This is a genomic window from Alteromonas sp. ABE4_545, from assembly GCF_056161325.1.
Genome location: NZ_JBSWYY010000012.1, coordinates 110205 through 125608 on the forward strand (window position 1 = coordinate 110205; position 15404 = coordinate 125608).

Consider the following 15404-nt stretch of genomic DNA (forward strand, 5'->3'; position numbering starts at 1 on the left):
TACCGTATAGAAAATGTTAATGATTTAACTAAAAAGTAACATGTTAAGCATGATGGAAGTTTGAGGATGCGTCAATAAAAACACTTATCATTTCGAGCTAAAGTATAATGAACCGGAGGAAAAGTGAGGAAGATCATTACTATGGCGCACTATTTTTGTGCCATTTATTTGTCGATGATCAAGCATGGTGACCGCAAAAGTTACACAATTGTCAGCCTTTTGATTGCGACCTATTCTCAGCTTGAGTAAACTCTCAAGCTCAGTTATTTCGAAGTAGAGACAAAAGCTTGTACGACCCAGCGTTACTCGATCCTATTCATCAATTCTTACAATGTCGCACACCTGATGCATGGATTGAAAAGGCCAGCCAGCCCGAACACTTGCCCTTGTTATTGGTTGATCACTGTAACTGCGAGCTCAAAGCTGCGCAAACAGCAATGCTGCTGATTCGAAAATACGCCGTTGATAAAGAGAATGGCGATGAATTATTGGCGTGGCTAAAGCCCTACGAAGACTTTGTTTACCGTCAGCAAGGCGATGGTAAATTTGCCGGTTTACACAACGGCTTGAAAAAAGTGATTAAGTCGAACGGCAATTTGTCTGTGGGTGATGAGTTAGTGGATAAAATGGTGTTGTTGATTAAAGAAGAACTTCATCATTTCCAACAAGTTCTCGACATTATGCAGGCACGCGATATTGAATACTACAATGTGTCGGCAGGGCGTTATGCCAAGGGATTAATGCGTCACGTACGTACGCATGAACCCGAAACCCTGATTGATAAGCTTATTTGTGGTGCGTATATTGAGGCACGCAGCTGTGAACGTTTCGCCAAGTTAGCGCCACATCTCGATGACGAGCTAGCGGCGTTTTATGTGTCACTACTTCGCAGTGAAGCGCGGCATTATGAAGACTACTTAACATTGGCAACGGCGATTGCCGGTGAAAGCGTTGACGAAAGAGTACGCTTTTTCGGCGAAAAAGAAGCAGAGTTGATCACTCAAGCCGATAACGATTTTAAATTTCATTCAGGCGCTCCTATTTAGCGCCTCTTTTTTACGGGTAGCGGACTACCCACGCAGTAGAGGACAAGGATGTGACAGACTCATCCCTTTCTAATGTAAAGGTTGCACCGTATCGTTCGGGGTGGCTTGAAGGTGGCATCACCCTAATCACGATGGGGTGTTATATTTTCGTGTGGTTTGCCATGGCCGCGCGCGATTGTAAACGAATCACTGGCCGGCCTTTTACCCCAATATTGTGGTTTTTTGTGCCGATTGTGTGCATTACCATCCCCTTTGCTTGTCACATCTTGCTCAATACGTTTCGTGATATTGAAGAGGAACACCACCTCCCCACGTGGTCGGCGGCACAGAATATCGCTTGGAATGTGATGTTTACCGGCGCTTATATCGGGGCTTATGTGGTTGGTGAGGTGTCAGAAAACAGTGCACTGCAAATTGTATTATGGGCGGTGTCATTCGTTATGTTCTTGGTATTGCACCAGCGTATTAATCGCATCCGCAGCCAATTTAGAACAGAACCCATGATGCAACGCTTTGCTGGCTTCAATGCGCTGGAATGGGTTGTAGGGCTATTATTTTTGTTTTTCTGGGGCGCGATGTTTTGGGCTTTAGAAAAGCTCAATGTGTTTAATTTTGGTGCTGACACTATAGAACCCGGAACGGAAATTGTGGTGCCCGAAGTGGGCGTTCGGTTTACCTTGAATCAAGAAGGTTGGGAAAAGGTCGAGATAGGAACGGTTACCGACGGCTCGGCCGATTATGAACTTCGCGGGCCGACAGCGCTAAATACTATGTGGTACGCCGTGTTTACGTATGATGACGACACCAATTTCAGTAGTGTGGCGCAAAATCGTCAGTCTACGTTTTTAGAAGAAATGTCTGGTGCAACGTGCAACGCAAAACGGTCGCTACAATCAGAAACCCTGCTAATGCGCTCTGTGGTCATCTGCGAAAACGAACAAGGTGGTGATAAGCAGTTATATATGTCGTACCTCATTGAAACCGAATCAGGTATGGCGGAAATACTCGCTTATATGTGGGTTCCCACGATCAAATACATGCGATATAAAAAGCAATTTGTTGAAGATGCACAGGGGTTGATAGTCGATGTGGAATAAAACACTATTAGTCATTATTGGTATCTTTTTTGTTGTGCCGGCCAGTGCATCATTTTTGCAAGATGAGCCACTTATTAAACGAGCTCAACAGTTAGTAAAAGAGCTCGATAAAACCTCGCATACTTCACTTACTGGTTTAGAACGCGCCATTAACATTGTGGTGTCAGATAACAAAGTGACTGTTTACGGGCACAAAATTTGGTTTTATCCCACAACAGCGTCGGTTCAAAATGACGCATATGAAACCATTTACTTCAACCAGTTAAGAGAGAAACTCACCATACTCACGGCCGCGAGTATTAGCCCTACAGGTGAGGTGCACTATGTCAATGAATCGCACCAGAAAGTCATCGATGCTGATTCATACAATACCTTTACCGAAACAGAAAAAATGATTGTTTCTTATCCCGCGGTACAGGCGGGCGGAATGACAGTTATTGCTTATAAAATTGAAGAAACCTTAACGCCTCAACGTACATTTTGGAATTACCGCACTTACCCTCAACAGCATGCTGATATGTTGAATTATAGTTTTAGCGCCAATTGGGACGACGCGACGCCATTGTATTTTCAGAATTCCAGTGAGTTTGTTACCTGCGAAGAAGCTCCTCAAACGGTACGTTGTCACGGCGCAGATATTGTGGCGGCAGAGTCAGACAATACGGTGAATTGGGGAGATGAACTGGGGCAGCTCACCATCTCTACTGAACGCGATTGGCAGGCGGTGAAAGATGAAGTGCGCCCCGGGTTTGTCAAAGCGATTCAAGACAATAAAGGGGTGAAGCCTCTGGTAGAGAACTTTGCCAAAACAGCTGATGGGACGCGAGAATTAATTCACCGAATTTTTGAATTTGTGGCCCGTGATATTCGTTATGTTTCCCGCTCTGAAGCGGGTTACGATATTGTGCCACATCATGTTGATGAGACGATTGAAAATCGCTTTGGCGACTGTAAAGACAAGTCGGCCCTGTTGGTAGCCATGCTACAAAGCATTGGTATTGATGCGCAGCCAGTATTAGTGGCGACAGAGCGTGAAAACACCGAAATGACAGGTGTGGCTTCCGTTGGCTTGTTCGATCATGTGGTTGTTTGCTTTACTTTTGAAGGTCAGCAGTATTGCTTAGATCCTACCGATGCCTATACCCAATGGCAGAGTACATCAGACTGGATCCAAGGTCATGTGGCGTTAAACCTGTCTAATGATGAACCACTGACCACTATTCCTCGTGCGCAGTTTAAATGGCAAATGAAAACACAGTCAGATATTACGATCACAAAAGAGGGTGGGCAAAAAGAATTACTTACACTCACGTATTTGAATGAATATGCAGCGCTGATGCGCGAGAGAATGGCTGGTCTGGCACAACCCAAGCGCATAGATTACATGGTTGACCTATATCACGACGTGGTGAACGAAGATGCAGAGCCTGTCTTTGAGGTGTCGGGTGTTGACGTGATGTCTAATATGTTAACAGCGCACGCAGAAACCGATTACGACAGCTATTTCGACCCTGAGGAAGGGGTAGCATTGGCCGAAAATAGCACGTGGTTGCGCAACGAGTTGTCAGATTCTTGGATTAACAATGAAGTGTACGGACAATATTATCCGGGCTTTTTCGTGCAGTCGGAATATGTCATTCACGTGCCACATGACTGGAAACTAAATCGCTACCCACCTGATCTGGATTTACAGCACAAGTTTGGTTTTATGGCACGCTCTTATCGTTTTGAAGAAGGCGACGAGTTAGACACGCTCCACGTGAGCACAACGCTTTCGCTGCCAGCGCGTTATGTTGAAGTGGAAGATATCAAGAGCTTTAACGATTTACTTAATGTGTTTTATAAACAAGCACCTATTTCTTTTGGGCATGATGGGTAGCGAAGCCAGCCTCGTTTAAAAGTGTAAAGATCACACAGAAAGTGCAGCTGGGTGTTGTTATTATGTTAATTTGGTGTTAAATTCCTCTCCCGTAAACAGATGGAACGAGGGTTTACGGGCGTGATAGCGCTTTCACAAATACGGAAAGCTAAAGTACTCCAAGCACAGTTAACAAAAATAATAACAACAAATAATAATAAAAAATGCTAGCTCTGCTGGTCAGAGATTACGGGAGATGTATTCAATCACAGTCGGTTGAAATGATCACACGACCCCGCTGAAGAGCGGGGTGGTAGTTTTTTATCCCGTTAGCCCACCTGCAACATCAATAAAACTTCCAGTGGTAAAACTCGATTGATCTGATCCCAGCCAATAAATGGCTTCTGCCACTTCTTTGGCGTGTCCGCCGCGACCTAAGGGTAAATTCGCCGCTAACCGTTCGACTCTGTCTGGATCACCGCCAGACGCGTGAATGTCAGTATAAATCAAACCCGGCCTGACGCCGTTTACCCTAATTTTTTGTTTCGCTAATTCTTTGGCTAAACCTCGGGTTATGCTGTCCATCGCTCCTTTAGACGCCGCATAGTCTATGTATTCGTTTGGTGCGCCAGTGACCGACGCCAACGAAGATACATTCACAATTGCACCGCCTTGGCCCTGTTCAGATATCGATAAATAGGGAATGGCTTCTCTGGCACAAAGAAAACAGCTCAGTACATTGGTATTTAACACTTGGCTGAAACGAGAGAGTGACATGTCGGATAAACGAGATTGTGTGGTTAATACGCCGACATTGTTCACCAAAACTGACAGGGGAGGCAATTGTGCCGAGGCTGCAGAAAATAGCGCTTTTACATCGGCTTCATCACTCATGTCACCCTGAATAGCAATGGCGAGCCCACCGTTATTGTTAATGGTATTGGCTAAATCAGTTGCGCGCGTATGTTGACTGAGATAATTGATACACACCGCATAGCCATGCTTGGCGAACAGTTTCGCGGTTTCTGCACCAATACCACGGCTCGCACCTGTAACAATAACACTTTGGTTGCGGGAAAAAGAAAAGGCGCTTGTCATAGCGCCTTCTCCCAATGAAGTGTGAGGTTCATTGTATTATTCAGTATCATTACTTTGTCCCTGAGGTTTGGGCGACGTCGGTTGCGAATCATTTTGTGCCGAAGTTGGCTCCGAAATTTGGCTAGCCGCTGCTGCTACAATGGGGCTATTGCCATTGAGTAAGTCTTGTAAGCTTCCGGTATCTTTATCAACAATACCAACTTCTTTCAATAATGAGTCGACAATGGGCGCATTCGCACGGTAATTGAGTGCGGCGTTAGTGACTTGGTCTGCAAAGCTGCCAGAACCAGTTCCAACTGTATCAGCGCCTGATGCTAGTGTGTGGCCGCCGCCATAGCCTTGTAAAATTTTAATGCCTTCAATATTTTCTAACGGCTTAACAGCGCTGGCAATAATTTCCGGTAGTACTTTTAATATCGCCATGGCTTTTTGCAGTTCAATTTGCTCGTTTTTCAATGTGTTTTCAGCATCGTACAGGGCTTTTTTACCTTCGGCTTCTACTGCTAAGACTTTTTCATCCGCAGCGGCTTGTAGCATTTTCGCATCTGCCTGTGCTTTTGCTTCGGTGAGTACAGCTTGTGCGTCGTTTTCAGCGGCTTCTTTCTTCGCTTCTGCTTCTACGGTAATACTCACCGCTTCACGCTCGGCTTCTTTTCGCGCATCGATTACTTCAATTTCTTTGCGTCGATTGGCTTCGGCTACTTGTTTAGCGGTAATGACCGCTTCTTCTTTTTCAACTTTGGCTTTTTCAGCCTCGGCGGCTTTAGCTCGCGCTGCTGACTCTTCTTCCGATTTGGTTGCAACGGCAATCCGCTTCATTTGTTCGGCGACTTCCAAGTCTTTTAACTGGGAAATGCGGGCTTCTTCAATCGTTTTGCGTTTCTCGATTTCTCGCGCTTCAATTTCGCGTGATTTCTCAATTTCTGACGCTTCAATTGCGCGTTCTTTGGCAATTTCGGCTTGGCGCTCTTCCTGTTCTTTCATCTCGCGCTGCTTAGCAATTTCAGCTTTCTGTTCTTGGCGTTTAAACGCGAGCGCTTGTTCTTGTTGAAGCTTAGCTTCTTCTTCATCTCGTTTAATATCGAGAGATTGTTTTTCAGCTAATAAGTTACGTTGTTCAATTTGAACGCGATTTTCTTGTTGAATGTCGTTGGTTTCTTTGCGCTTTTCTTCAATAATTTTGGCGAGGCGGGCACGACCTTCGGCGTCAAAGGCGTTATTTTCGTTGAAATATTCAAGGTCCGTTTGGTCAAAGCCGGTCAAGCTCACCGACTCGAGTTCTAAACCGTTTTTCTCTAAGTCGTTAGCAACGCTTTGTTGTACTTTTTGTACAAAATCGGCGCGTTGCTCGTGCATTTCTGTCATGGTCATTTCGGCAGCAACAGCGCGTAATACGTCAACGAACTTCGACTCCATGAGTTTTTTGACTTCTTCTGCTCGTGTGGTGCGCGTACCCAGTGTTTGGGCTGCCATGGAAATGCCTGCGGCATTGGGGGCAACACGTAAGTAGAAATCGGCTTTTACATCAACACGCATACGGTCTTTGGTGATCAGCGCATCTTTTTGCGTTTTTTCTACTTCGATCCGTAAGGTATTCATGTTTACGGGAATGATTTCGTGTACCACAGGTAACACAATGGCACCGCCGTCTTTAATAACCTTTTCACCGCCCAGACCGGTACGAACAAAAGCAATTTCTTTTGTCGCCCTTTTATATAGCTTGGCAAAAATAAAGAAAATTAAAAATAAGCCTACCAGCGCAAAGCCGATAGTCATTAATAACAAAGGGATGTTACTTACGTCTACATTATCCATGTGTACTACTTCCTTCTAAGAAAATTAATGCGGTGGGTGTTACCGATAACGCGTTGCTAGCCAACTAGATGGCTGTTTTTGAACCAAGATAATTTTGTCGCCTTGTTGAAAGGTGTCTTCTTTTTCCATCGGTTCTACCATCACGTAGTGAGGTTGTTGATATTGGTCGATTAACTTGGCCTCGGCAGGAGACCCTGAACGTGCAGTGCCATACGTGATATGGCCGGTTGCGCCTACAAAATCGTCAATGTTTACTGCGCTGCTTTCATTTTTAGGTAATAAATTGGCAATGGCACCGCCTACGCGAGAGGTGATCACCAAAGACACAATGAGAGAAACCACAAAGGATAGCCAAAGAGGCGCATAAAAACTGGTGGTTACTGCGTAGAAATAATTAATGCAGTACCCAGTTATTGCAAAACTAGTGAGTAATAATACCAGCCATATCATTAATGGCAGTTTATCTAAACAGAGCCAGTTACCGAGCGAGGTGAGGGTGTCGGGGGAGGCGTCGAGGTCGGCAGACATTTCCATCGTGGTTATGTCGTCAAACACCCCGAGTAGGCTGATACCAAACAATAAGCCTGCTGCTTCGATAATACAAAGCACTAACACAATGCCAATCGCAAAACTAAACCAAAAATTTGCGTCAGCTAACAAAAATGCAATCATACTCACCATCCGTGATGAAGGGACAGATACATTATAACACTTTTATTTAAAAGTGAATCAATGCCAAGCTGATTTACACTAAAGTCATAGGTTCGCTTGCAGAGTCGACAAGAATAGCGTCGCAGACACGACGCTATTTATGGTCAATTTTTGTTAATGAGAGTGGCTACCCAGCGCTTTACCGTGTTCATCATAAAAACCACTGGCGCCTTCCTCAATAAATCCTTGATGGACCATATTGGTTAAGAAGGGATCGGTATGATCATCGCCAATATCGGCAAAGTCGGTGGTTTGGTAGCGATAACGTTGGTCGAAAAATGCGGTGATTGCTTTGTCGTCATACGATACCGACTGGCGTTGCCAATGGGTTTCTCGATGCGGCTCAATTACAGTGAATTGAGTAAAAAGTGCCAATGCGGGTTGCCAAACTACCTTGATCTTAACGCCGTTGTCTTCAAAGGTGTAATACTCTCGCTGATCACAGCCTTTACCTTCACTTTTTGTACGGGTCATTTTACTCAACAGATGATCACTCACTAGTTGGTTGCGATAACTCCAATCTTTGTCTGTTTTACCGTGAATGGTCTCGCCTGGCTGATACTCAATTGCACGTTGGTGTTCATCGAAATAGCGTGTGGGTTTAAGTAACTTTTTATGTACCCACTCCCAACCTTCAGTGATGTGGGTTTGAGGGTATTCATGTGCCACTTTATTGGGCATGCGCCACAGTGACATGGTTTTTTCAGTGCGTTTGCCATTGTCCCACGTTGAGGTAATGGTGTAGTTAGCATTCAGTTGCTGAGCGGCACTTTCACACGAGTTGGGAGAGGCAGACGCACTCACTAAGGTTGCGTGTGAAAATACGAGGCCAAGTACGAAAAGTGAACGAAACATGAGGTTCTCCAAAAACACAAAAGGGGCGACCAATGCCGCCCCTACAAACACGCAGTGATTATTCTACGCTGTCATTTGCCTGATTGACTAAGTTGCCGGCGAAATCCATCACGTGGAAGATCACACTTTGCTCGTTAGTGCCGTTCACTAGGAACGCGCCAGGCCCTTTGGCATAAATGCCTACGTCTTCACCAGAGTGAGTTTCAGATGACAATGGGATCAAGGCTTCTTGGTGATAACCAGATGACTCTGTATCCACGCCACTGATGTCCATACGACCCGCCGCAATGGCTTCACTGTATACGGCATCGCCGTCGGTAACGCTGTCACCTAAATTGTGATAACCCATACCATTGGTATAACCCAATGTGGTGTACGGCAAGTTATCTGCCGCCGTTGCTGGTTCGTCAGCCCCCACATTTACCACTTTACCCAAGATAGGGTTGCCGCGTTTTGGATAACCGGCAATGGTAAACACGTGACCATGGTCAGCAGTTACAATGATCAAGGTGTCGTTATCACTTGTCATCTCATCTGCTTTTGCAACGGCTTGCGCAAAGGCAATGGTGTCAGTTAATGCGTTGTAGGCACTACCTGCGTGGTGACCGTGGTCAATACGGCCCGATTCCACCATCAAGAAGAAACCGTCATCATTGTTATCAAGAATATTGATGGCAGTTTCAGTCATTTCAGCAATTGAAGGTTCACCGGCAACATCATTATCTCGGTCTGCTTCGTATTGCATATGCGACTCGTTAAACAAACCAAATAGATGTGTAGTGTTTTCAGTGTCGATTGCATCAAATCCGCTTTGGTCCATCACGTATTGACCAGTCGGGTAGGTTGTCATCCACTCTGCAGTTAGGTCGCGACCATCAGTGCGATCACCTTCTACTGAACTCACTGCATCAGCTGAGTTATAAGCCGCATCCTTGGGTAAGAAATGACGACGCCCGCCGCCCATTACTACTTCGATGCCGTTAACGTCTAGGCCTTCGTAACGGGCTTCTAAGTTTGCTTCAAACTCGACTAGCTGAGCTGCGATGTCTGAACAGCCGGCTTCCACTGCCTCTGCAGGCATGTCTGAAACATCTTCCCAGTTACGGTCTGCTGATTTAGCGTAAGTGGCTGCTGGCGTTGCGTGGGTAATACGCGCGGTTGACACGATACCCGTAGACTTACCAGCAATTTCCGCTAGCTCTAAGGCGGTTACCAATTCGTTTCCAGCGACTGTTGCGCATTCGCCGCGTTCGATGTCTTCGTCAACACCAATTACGCCAACGTCGGTTTTTACACCAGACATCATGGCCGTCATCGTACCGGCCGAATCAGGCGTTTGTGCATCGACGTTGTAGGTTTTTGATAAGCCTGCGAAGGGGAATTCACCAAAGCTCAATTTGTTTTCTTCGCCGTCCAAGCCTTTCATTTGGCCTTCGAGAATTCGAGCGGCAGTAACGGTTGAAATACCCATACCGTCACCGACAAACAAAATCACGTTTTTCGCTTCGCCGCGAAGTGATTGAGCAAGGGCTTGAAGTTCTGCTTTGCTGTATTTTTTATCATTGCTTGATACTGAAGATGTTGACGTGATCGCGCCTGTCGCTTCTAACCAAACCGTTTTGTTTTGTTCAACCTCGGCTGAGGCTTCAGTAAACCAATTGTTGTTTAAGCTAGTCAGTAATTCAGTGCTGTCTACATCGGTGACGCCTGCAGCACAAACATAGGTTGTGCTTGATATTTCATCGCTGCTCAGGCTGCCATCGGCATCGGCGTCTATGCCTGAATCAATTTGCGTGCCGCTGTTAGGGCAGTTTGTATCGCCTTGTTCAAGGGCGGTTTGTACGATAAGGCTGTTAAGGCCGTTTGAACCATCAGCACCGTCAACACCATTGGTGCCATCAACGCCGTCATCACCTTCCAATGAACAAGCAGAAAGGCCAGCCACTGCGAGTGCTACAATACTCAGTTTAAATAATTTCATTGTTCGATCTCCGCTTATTCTTCTACTAGACCTAAAGCCTGATTAATCAGGTGGAATACAACGCTCTGCTCAATAACCCCTTGGGCAAGCTGTGCGCCCGGGCCGGTTGCGTGAAGGGCAATGTCTTCACCTGAGTGCGTTTCAGAAGAAAGAGGAATTAATGCCTCTTGGTGATAGCCAGAAACTTCGGTATCCACACTAGAAATGTCTACGCGGCCAGCGGCGATAGCTTCTGAATAAACAGCATCGGCGTCGGTTGCCGTGCCAAGATCGTGATAACCCATACCGTTTGCGTAACCCAATGTGGTATATGGCATGCCGTCTGCTGCAGTTGCTGGTTCTTCAGCGCCCACATTAACCACTTTGCCTAAAATCGGGTTACCGCGTTTCGGATATCCTGCAATGGTAAATACGTGACCGTGGTCCGCAGTAACCAAAATTAACGTCTCTGACGGGTCGGTTGCTTCATAGGCTGCTTTTACTGCCGCTTCAAAGGCAAGCGCATCGGTGAGGGCATTGTACGCGCTGCCAGCGTGGTGACCGTGGTCGATACGACCCGACTCAACCATCAAGAAAAAGCCTTTGTCGTTGTTATCTAAAATGCCAATGGCTTTCTCAGTCATTTCAGCAATGGATGGTTCGCCAGCCACATCGTTAGCGCGATCAGCTTCGTATTGCATGTGAGATTCGTTAAACAAGCCAAATACACGCTCGGTTGATTCGGTATCTACTGCATCAAAACCGGTTTGGTCCATGATGTAGGTGCCGTTTTCGTACATGGCTTGCCATTCTGCGGTGAGGTCGCGGCTATCTGTGCGATCACCTTCCACTGAACTTACCGCATCAGCGCTGTTGTAGGCTTCATCTTTTGGTAAAAAGTGGCGACGACCACCACCAAAAGCGACTTCGATGCCGTCTACATCAACACCGGTGTAGCGCGCTTCCAAGTTGCTTTCAAAGTTAACAAGTTGGTCTGCAATATCAACACATCCGGCTGTTACGGCTTCTTCAGGCATATCAGAAATGTCTTCCCAGTTACGATCCGCCGATTTTGCATAGGTGGCCGCAGGGGTCGCGTGAGTAATACGGGCAGTGGTAACAATACCAGTAGATAACCCCTTAATTTCAGCCAATTCTAGCGCTGTTGCGACTTCGTTACCCGCAACGGTACTGCAAACACCGCGCTCAATATCTTCATCAACACCAATCACGCCAACATCGGTTTTAAGGCCAGACATCATGGCTGTCATGGTACCGGCAGAGTCAGGTGTTTGGGCATCAACATTGTAGGTTTTTACTAACGCGGTATGAGGAAATTGTTCAAACGAAAGATATCCTTCCTCTCCCAACTCGCCGTCTAGCTGACCTTTTAGGATACGGGCAGAGGTGAGCGTTGAAATACCCATACCGTCGCCCACAAATAAAATTACATTCTTGGCTTTAAAGTTACTTGTCGTTTCGAGCTTTTGTTCTATTTTTGATTGAGCATCGGTAAACCAAGCACTGTTCGCTTGGCTGTCCGGTAACACGTCTGCCTGCAAGCCTGCAGACACAGCCAATGCGAGGGCACTGACTTTGACTTTCCAGTTAAATTTCATCGTGGTTATCCCATATAGAGTTTGCTTATTAGAATTCACTGACAAGAGTGTGTGAGGTCAGTGCTCCAATTTGGTAAACAGCTAGAACTGATCTAAAAAATCAGCGTGTCCCTGAACGCGAGATGAGACTCATTACCAAATCGAAACAAAAGGTTAGGGATGTTTTGTGACGTTTCATTGACGTCAATATGAAGGATGCGTGACGTTATTATGACTTTAAGTTTATGATATAACGTAACATTTTTTGCGGTTTAACAGAGGTTGGGCTGGCGTTCTGTGTTTTATCCGCTCCGGTTTAACTCGTTTTTTGAGCGCTGAAGGACCTTTGTTCAAGCTGGATGTCATTTGCACTTACCCGCAAAACACTGCCTTGTGTGTACCAATCGCCGAGTACAATTCGCCGAGCAGTTTTGCCATGTACGGTGAGTGTATGAATGTTAGGGCGGTGTGTGTGACCATGAATGAACACGTGAACGTCGTAGGCTTCCATGGTTTTTACCACTTCTTCCTGTGTTACATCCATAATTTCCATTGTGAGATTCTCTTGATTGGCTTTGCTTTTCTTTCTGCCTTTGGTTGCCATTTTTTGACGTAGCGACAGGGGAAGCGCAAGCATCATGGGTAACCACCACCAACTGCGAGACTTTTTGCGAAACTTTTGATAGGCAATGTCACGAGTACACAGTTCATCGCCGTGAGATATCAGTGTTTTTGTGCCGTACAGATCAATAATGGCCTGTTCGGGTAATAATGTCATACCCGCTTTCGCAGCCCACTTTTTGCCGAGTGCAAAGTCGCGGTTGCCATGAATAAAGTACACGGGAGTTTTTTGACTAACGGCGTTGAATGCCTTAGCCACGGTTTCGTTGAGGTCAGTGATGTTGTCATCGCCAATCCAGACTTCAAACAAATCGCCTAGTACGTATAGTGCGTCTGCGTGAATGGCGTCTTGGGCTAAAAAGTTTAGTAAACACTGAGTAATATCAGGACGATCGTCACTCAAATGGATATCAGCGATAAAATAGGTAAATGACATGGCTCAACGACGGTATGCAATAAAGAAAAAGGGTAAGCGCAGAGTGTGCTTACCCAGAATCGGAAAAACGGCGATTACTCGCTAATTTCAGCTTTTTCGATCACTACAGCTTCAACAGGAACGTCTTGGTGATAGCCGTTGTTGCCTGTTTTTACTGACTTAATTTTTTCAACAATGTCCATGCCTTCGGTCACTTTACCGAATACACAGTAACCCCAACCATTCACAGAAGGGCTTGAGTAGTTCAAGAAATCATTATTGCCCACGTTAATGAAGAATTGTGCAGTGGCTGAATGTGGGTCGTTAGTACGGGCCATTGCAATGGTACCAGCTTCGTTAGCTAGGCCGTTGTCAGCTTCGTTTTCTATTGGTGATTTAGTTGGTTTTTGATCCATATCTTCGGTGAAGCCACCGCCTTGAATCATAAAGCCGTTGATCACACGGTGGAAGATTGTGTTGTCGTAAAAGCCGTCTTTTACATATTCGATGAAGTTAGCAACAGTTTTAGGTGCTTTGTCGGCATAAAGCTCTAAAGTAATGTCACCGAAGTTGGTTTTTAACGTGACCATTTTGGTTACCTTGTTTAACTATCAATACTTAAGCGCAATAGTAGCTCAAATTTAGGTAATGTGAAAAGCAACAAAAACTCCTGCGATGTAAAAAAGGTGAGTGTTTATTCACACTTGAAAGGCAATATTAACTACTGTATTTGCGTTGCGACGGTGATAAACTTCGCGACCACAAATGAAAAACCAAAGGAATCCTGACTCATGCTACAGCTATTTAACACCAAAACCCGTCAAAAAGAGCAGTTTACACCACTGCAAGAAGGGAAGGTGGGCTTGTATGTGTGTGGGATAACCGTGTACGACCTCAGTCATATGGGGCATGCGCGTACCTACTTGAGTTTCGATATTTTAGTGCGTTACTTGCGTCACTTAGGTTACGACGTGAAATACGTGCGTAATATTACCGACGTAGACGATAAAATTATCAAGCGCGCTATTGAAAATAACGAAACAACCGAAGCGCTCACGGCGCGTACCATCGGTATGATGCACGAAGACTTTGCGGCGATTAATTTGCTCGAGCCAGATGTGGAGCCACGTGTAACAGGCCACATACCAGAGATTATCGACATTATTGAAAAGCTGGTGGAAAAGGGCTATGCCTATCAGTCAACCAGTGGTGACGTGTTATTTGACGTTAGCAAGTACGACGACTACGGCAAGCTTAGCCGCCAAGACTTAAGTCAACTCAATGCCGGTGCCCGCGTTGACGTCGACAGCGGTAAAGACGACCCGCTTGATTTCGTATTATGGAAAATGGCGAAGCCGGGTGAGCCTAGCTGGCAATCGCCTTGGGGTGAAGGGCGTCCAGGCTGGCATATCGAATGTTCTGCCATGAACCAAAAACACTTGGGTGAGCATTTTGATATTCACGGCGGTGGTTCAGATTTGACCTTCCCGCACCATGAAAACGAAGTCGCTCAGTCATGCTGCGCCAATGACACACCTTATGTCAATACGTGGATGCACACCGGCATGGTGCAAGTGAATGACGAGAAGATGTCTAAGTCGTTAGGCAACTTTTTCACTTTGCGTGATGTGTTAAAACAACACGATGCTGAGTGCTTACGCTTTTTCTTGATGTCGGCCCATTATCGCAGTCAGTTGAGCTATTCACAGGATAATATTGACCAAGCTAAAGCATCACTTGAGCGTTTATACACGGCGCTTCGCAATGTTGCTATTGATGAGTCTACGCCCATTGAACACGGCGGGTATTTGGCGCGTTTTGAAGCAGCAATGAACGACGACTTGAACGTGCCTGAGGCGATGTCTGTGTTGTTTGATGTAGCCCGGGAATTAAACCGCTCGAAAGCGGATGAAGCAGAAGCTGGTAAACTTGCTTTTGTTTTACGTCACCTCGGCGGTATTGTCGGTTTGCTACAAGACGACCCCGACGCATACTTGAAGTCAGGTAGTGACGATGATGTCGCAGAAATTGAAGCCTTGATTAAGCAACGTAACGATGCGCGCGCGGCAAAAGATTGGGCACAAGCTGATGCTGCCCGTGACGCGTTAACCGCAATGGGCGTGGTACTGGAAGATGGCCCGCAAGGGACGACGTGGCGTCGTAATTAATTCGACCAATTGTTGTTTTTCATCTGATTTGAAAGCCGGTTATTCAACCGGCTTTTTTATGTGACCGGTCGCGAAGCGACAGAACACCACGGGTTTACCCGTGGATGAATGAGTCCGAGGCCTGTATGCTACGAAGATGGAAGTACGAGTCTCATCACATGG

Annotated in this window: 12 protein-coding genes; 4 read left to right on the forward strand and 8 right to left on the reverse strand. The window is 46.0% G+C overall.

What is annotated here, in order from left to right:
* Positions 1-287 precede the first annotated feature (287 nt).
* The 3 genes from miaE to ACXAH6_RS12615 are packed head-to-tail and all read left to right on the forward strand — an operon-like array spanning position 288 to position 4022.
* A complete protein-coding gene (gene miaE, locus ACXAH6_RS12605; protein ID WP_474877319.1) occupies positions 288-1046 on the forward strand; it encodes a tRNA isopentenyl-2-thiomethyl-A-37 hydroxylase MiaE in 759 nt (252 codons plus the stop codon).
* A 50-nt stretch (positions 1047-1096) separates the two neighbouring features.
* Complete coding sequence (locus ACXAH6_RS12610) at positions 1097-2143, forward strand: hypothetical protein (RefSeq protein WP_474877320.1); 1047 nt, start codon at positions 1097-1099, stop codon at positions 2141-2143.
* The gene (locus ACXAH6_RS12615) at positions 2133-4022 is read left to right on the forward strand and encodes a DUF3857 domain-containing protein (RefSeq protein ID WP_474877321.1); all 1890 of its coding nucleotides are present in this window, start codon (positions 2133-2135) and stop codon (positions 4020-4022) included. The genes ACXAH6_RS12610 and ACXAH6_RS12615 overlap by 11 nt, the downstream gene beginning before the upstream one ends.
* Positions 4023-4322: 300 nt before the next feature.
* On the opposite strand, the gene ACXAH6_RS12620 is transcribed toward ACXAH6_RS12615, so the two are convergent.
* The 8 genes from ACXAH6_RS12620 to ACXAH6_RS12655 form a co-directional block, all read right to left on the reverse strand.
* Positions 4323-5099: an SDR family oxidoreductase gene (locus ACXAH6_RS12620; protein WP_474877323.1), complete on the reverse strand. Its 777-nt coding sequence runs from the start codon at positions 5097-5099 to the stop codon at positions 4323-4325.
* Between the two features lie 36 nt (positions 5100-5135).
* A complete protein-coding gene (locus tag ACXAH6_RS12625) occupies positions 5136-6875 on the reverse strand; it encodes a flotillin family protein (protein WP_474877340.1) in 1740 nt (579 codons plus the stop codon).
* Positions 6876-6953: 78 nt separating this feature from the next.
* A complete protein-coding gene (locus ACXAH6_RS12630; protein ID WP_474877324.1) occupies positions 6954-7586 on the reverse strand; it encodes a YqiJ family protein in 633 nt (210 codons plus the stop codon).
* A gap of 153 nt (positions 7587-7739) precedes the next feature.
* Positions 7740-8480 carry a hypothetical protein gene (locus ACXAH6_RS12635; protein ID WP_474877325.1) on the reverse strand — a complete coding sequence of 247 codons (741 nt, stop codon included), beginning with the start codon at positions 8478-8480 and terminating at the stop codon, positions 7740-7742.
* Between the two features lie 58 nt (positions 8481-8538).
* Positions 8539-10461 (reverse strand): alkaline phosphatase family protein, encoded by a 1923-nt coding sequence (locus tag ACXAH6_RS12640; RefSeq protein WP_474877327.1) that lies wholly within the window; start codon positions 10459-10461, stop codon positions 8539-8541.
* A 14-nt stretch (positions 10462-10475) separates the two neighbouring features.
* On the reverse strand, positions 10476-12059 hold the full coding sequence (locus tag ACXAH6_RS12645; RefSeq protein WP_474877329.1) for an alkaline phosphatase: 1584 nt from the start codon (positions 12057-12059) through the stop codon (positions 10476-10478).
* A 295-nt stretch (positions 12060-12354) separates the two neighbouring features.
* A complete protein-coding gene (gene lpxH / locus ACXAH6_RS12650) occupies positions 12355-13095 on the reverse strand; it encodes a UDP-2,3-diacylglucosamine diphosphatase (protein WP_474877331.1) in 741 nt (246 codons plus the stop codon).
* Positions 13096-13169: 74 nt separating this feature from the next.
* Positions 13170-13664, reverse strand: coding sequence for a peptidylprolyl isomerase (locus tag ACXAH6_RS12655; RefSeq protein ID WP_474877332.1), 495 nt, complete (start codon positions 13662-13664; stop codon positions 13170-13172).
* 201 nt (positions 13665-13865) lie between these two features.
* On the opposite strand from ACXAH6_RS12655, the gene cysS reads away from it, so the two are divergent.
* On the forward strand, positions 13866-15242 hold the full coding sequence (gene cysS / locus ACXAH6_RS12660; protein ID WP_474877334.1) for a cysteine--tRNA ligase: 1377 nt from the start codon (positions 13866-13868) through the stop codon (positions 15240-15242).
* The last annotated feature ends 162 nt before the right edge of the window (positions 15243-15404 follow it).

Excerpts from the sequence above, each read along its gene's own strand:
- ACXAH6_RS12635 (WP_474877325.1), bottom strand. The coding sequence starts at position 8,480 with ATGTTTCGTTCACTTTTCGTACTTGGCCTCGTATTTTCACACGCAACC.
- ACXAH6_RS12625 (WP_474877340.1), bottom strand. The coding sequence starts at position 6,875 with ATGACTATCGGCTTTGCGCTGGTAGGCTTATTTTTAATTTTCTTTATT.
- ACXAH6_RS12630 (WP_474877324.1), bottom strand. The coding sequence starts at position 7,586 with ATGATTGCATTTTTGTTAGCTGACGCAAATTTTTGGTTTAGTTTTGCG.
- cysS (WP_474877334.1), top strand. The coding sequence starts at position 13,866 with ATGCTACAGCTATTTAACACCAAAACCCGTCAAAAAGAGCAGTTTACA.
- ACXAH6_RS12655 (WP_474877332.1), bottom strand. The coding sequence starts at position 13,664 with ATGGTCACGTTAAAAACCAACTTCGGTGACATTACTTTAGAGCTTTAT.
- lpxH (WP_474877331.1), bottom strand. The coding sequence starts at position 13,095 with ATGTCATTTACCTATTTTATCGCTGATATCCATTTGAGTGACGATCGT.
- ACXAH6_RS12620 (WP_474877323.1), bottom strand. The coding sequence starts at position 5,099 with ATGACAAGCGCCTTTTCTTTTTCCCGCAACCAAAGTGTTATTGTTACA.
- ACXAH6_RS12640 (WP_474877327.1), bottom strand. The coding sequence starts at position 10,461 with ATGAAATTATTTAAACTGAGTATTGTAGCACTCGCAGTGGCTGGCCTT.
- ACXAH6_RS12645 (WP_474877329.1), bottom strand. The coding sequence starts at position 12,059 with ATGAAATTTAACTGGAAAGTCAAAGTCAGTGCCCTCGCATTGGCTGTG.
- ACXAH6_RS12615 (WP_474877321.1), top strand. The coding sequence starts at position 2,133 with ATGTGGAATAAAACACTATTAGTCATTATTGGTATCTTTTTTGTTGTG.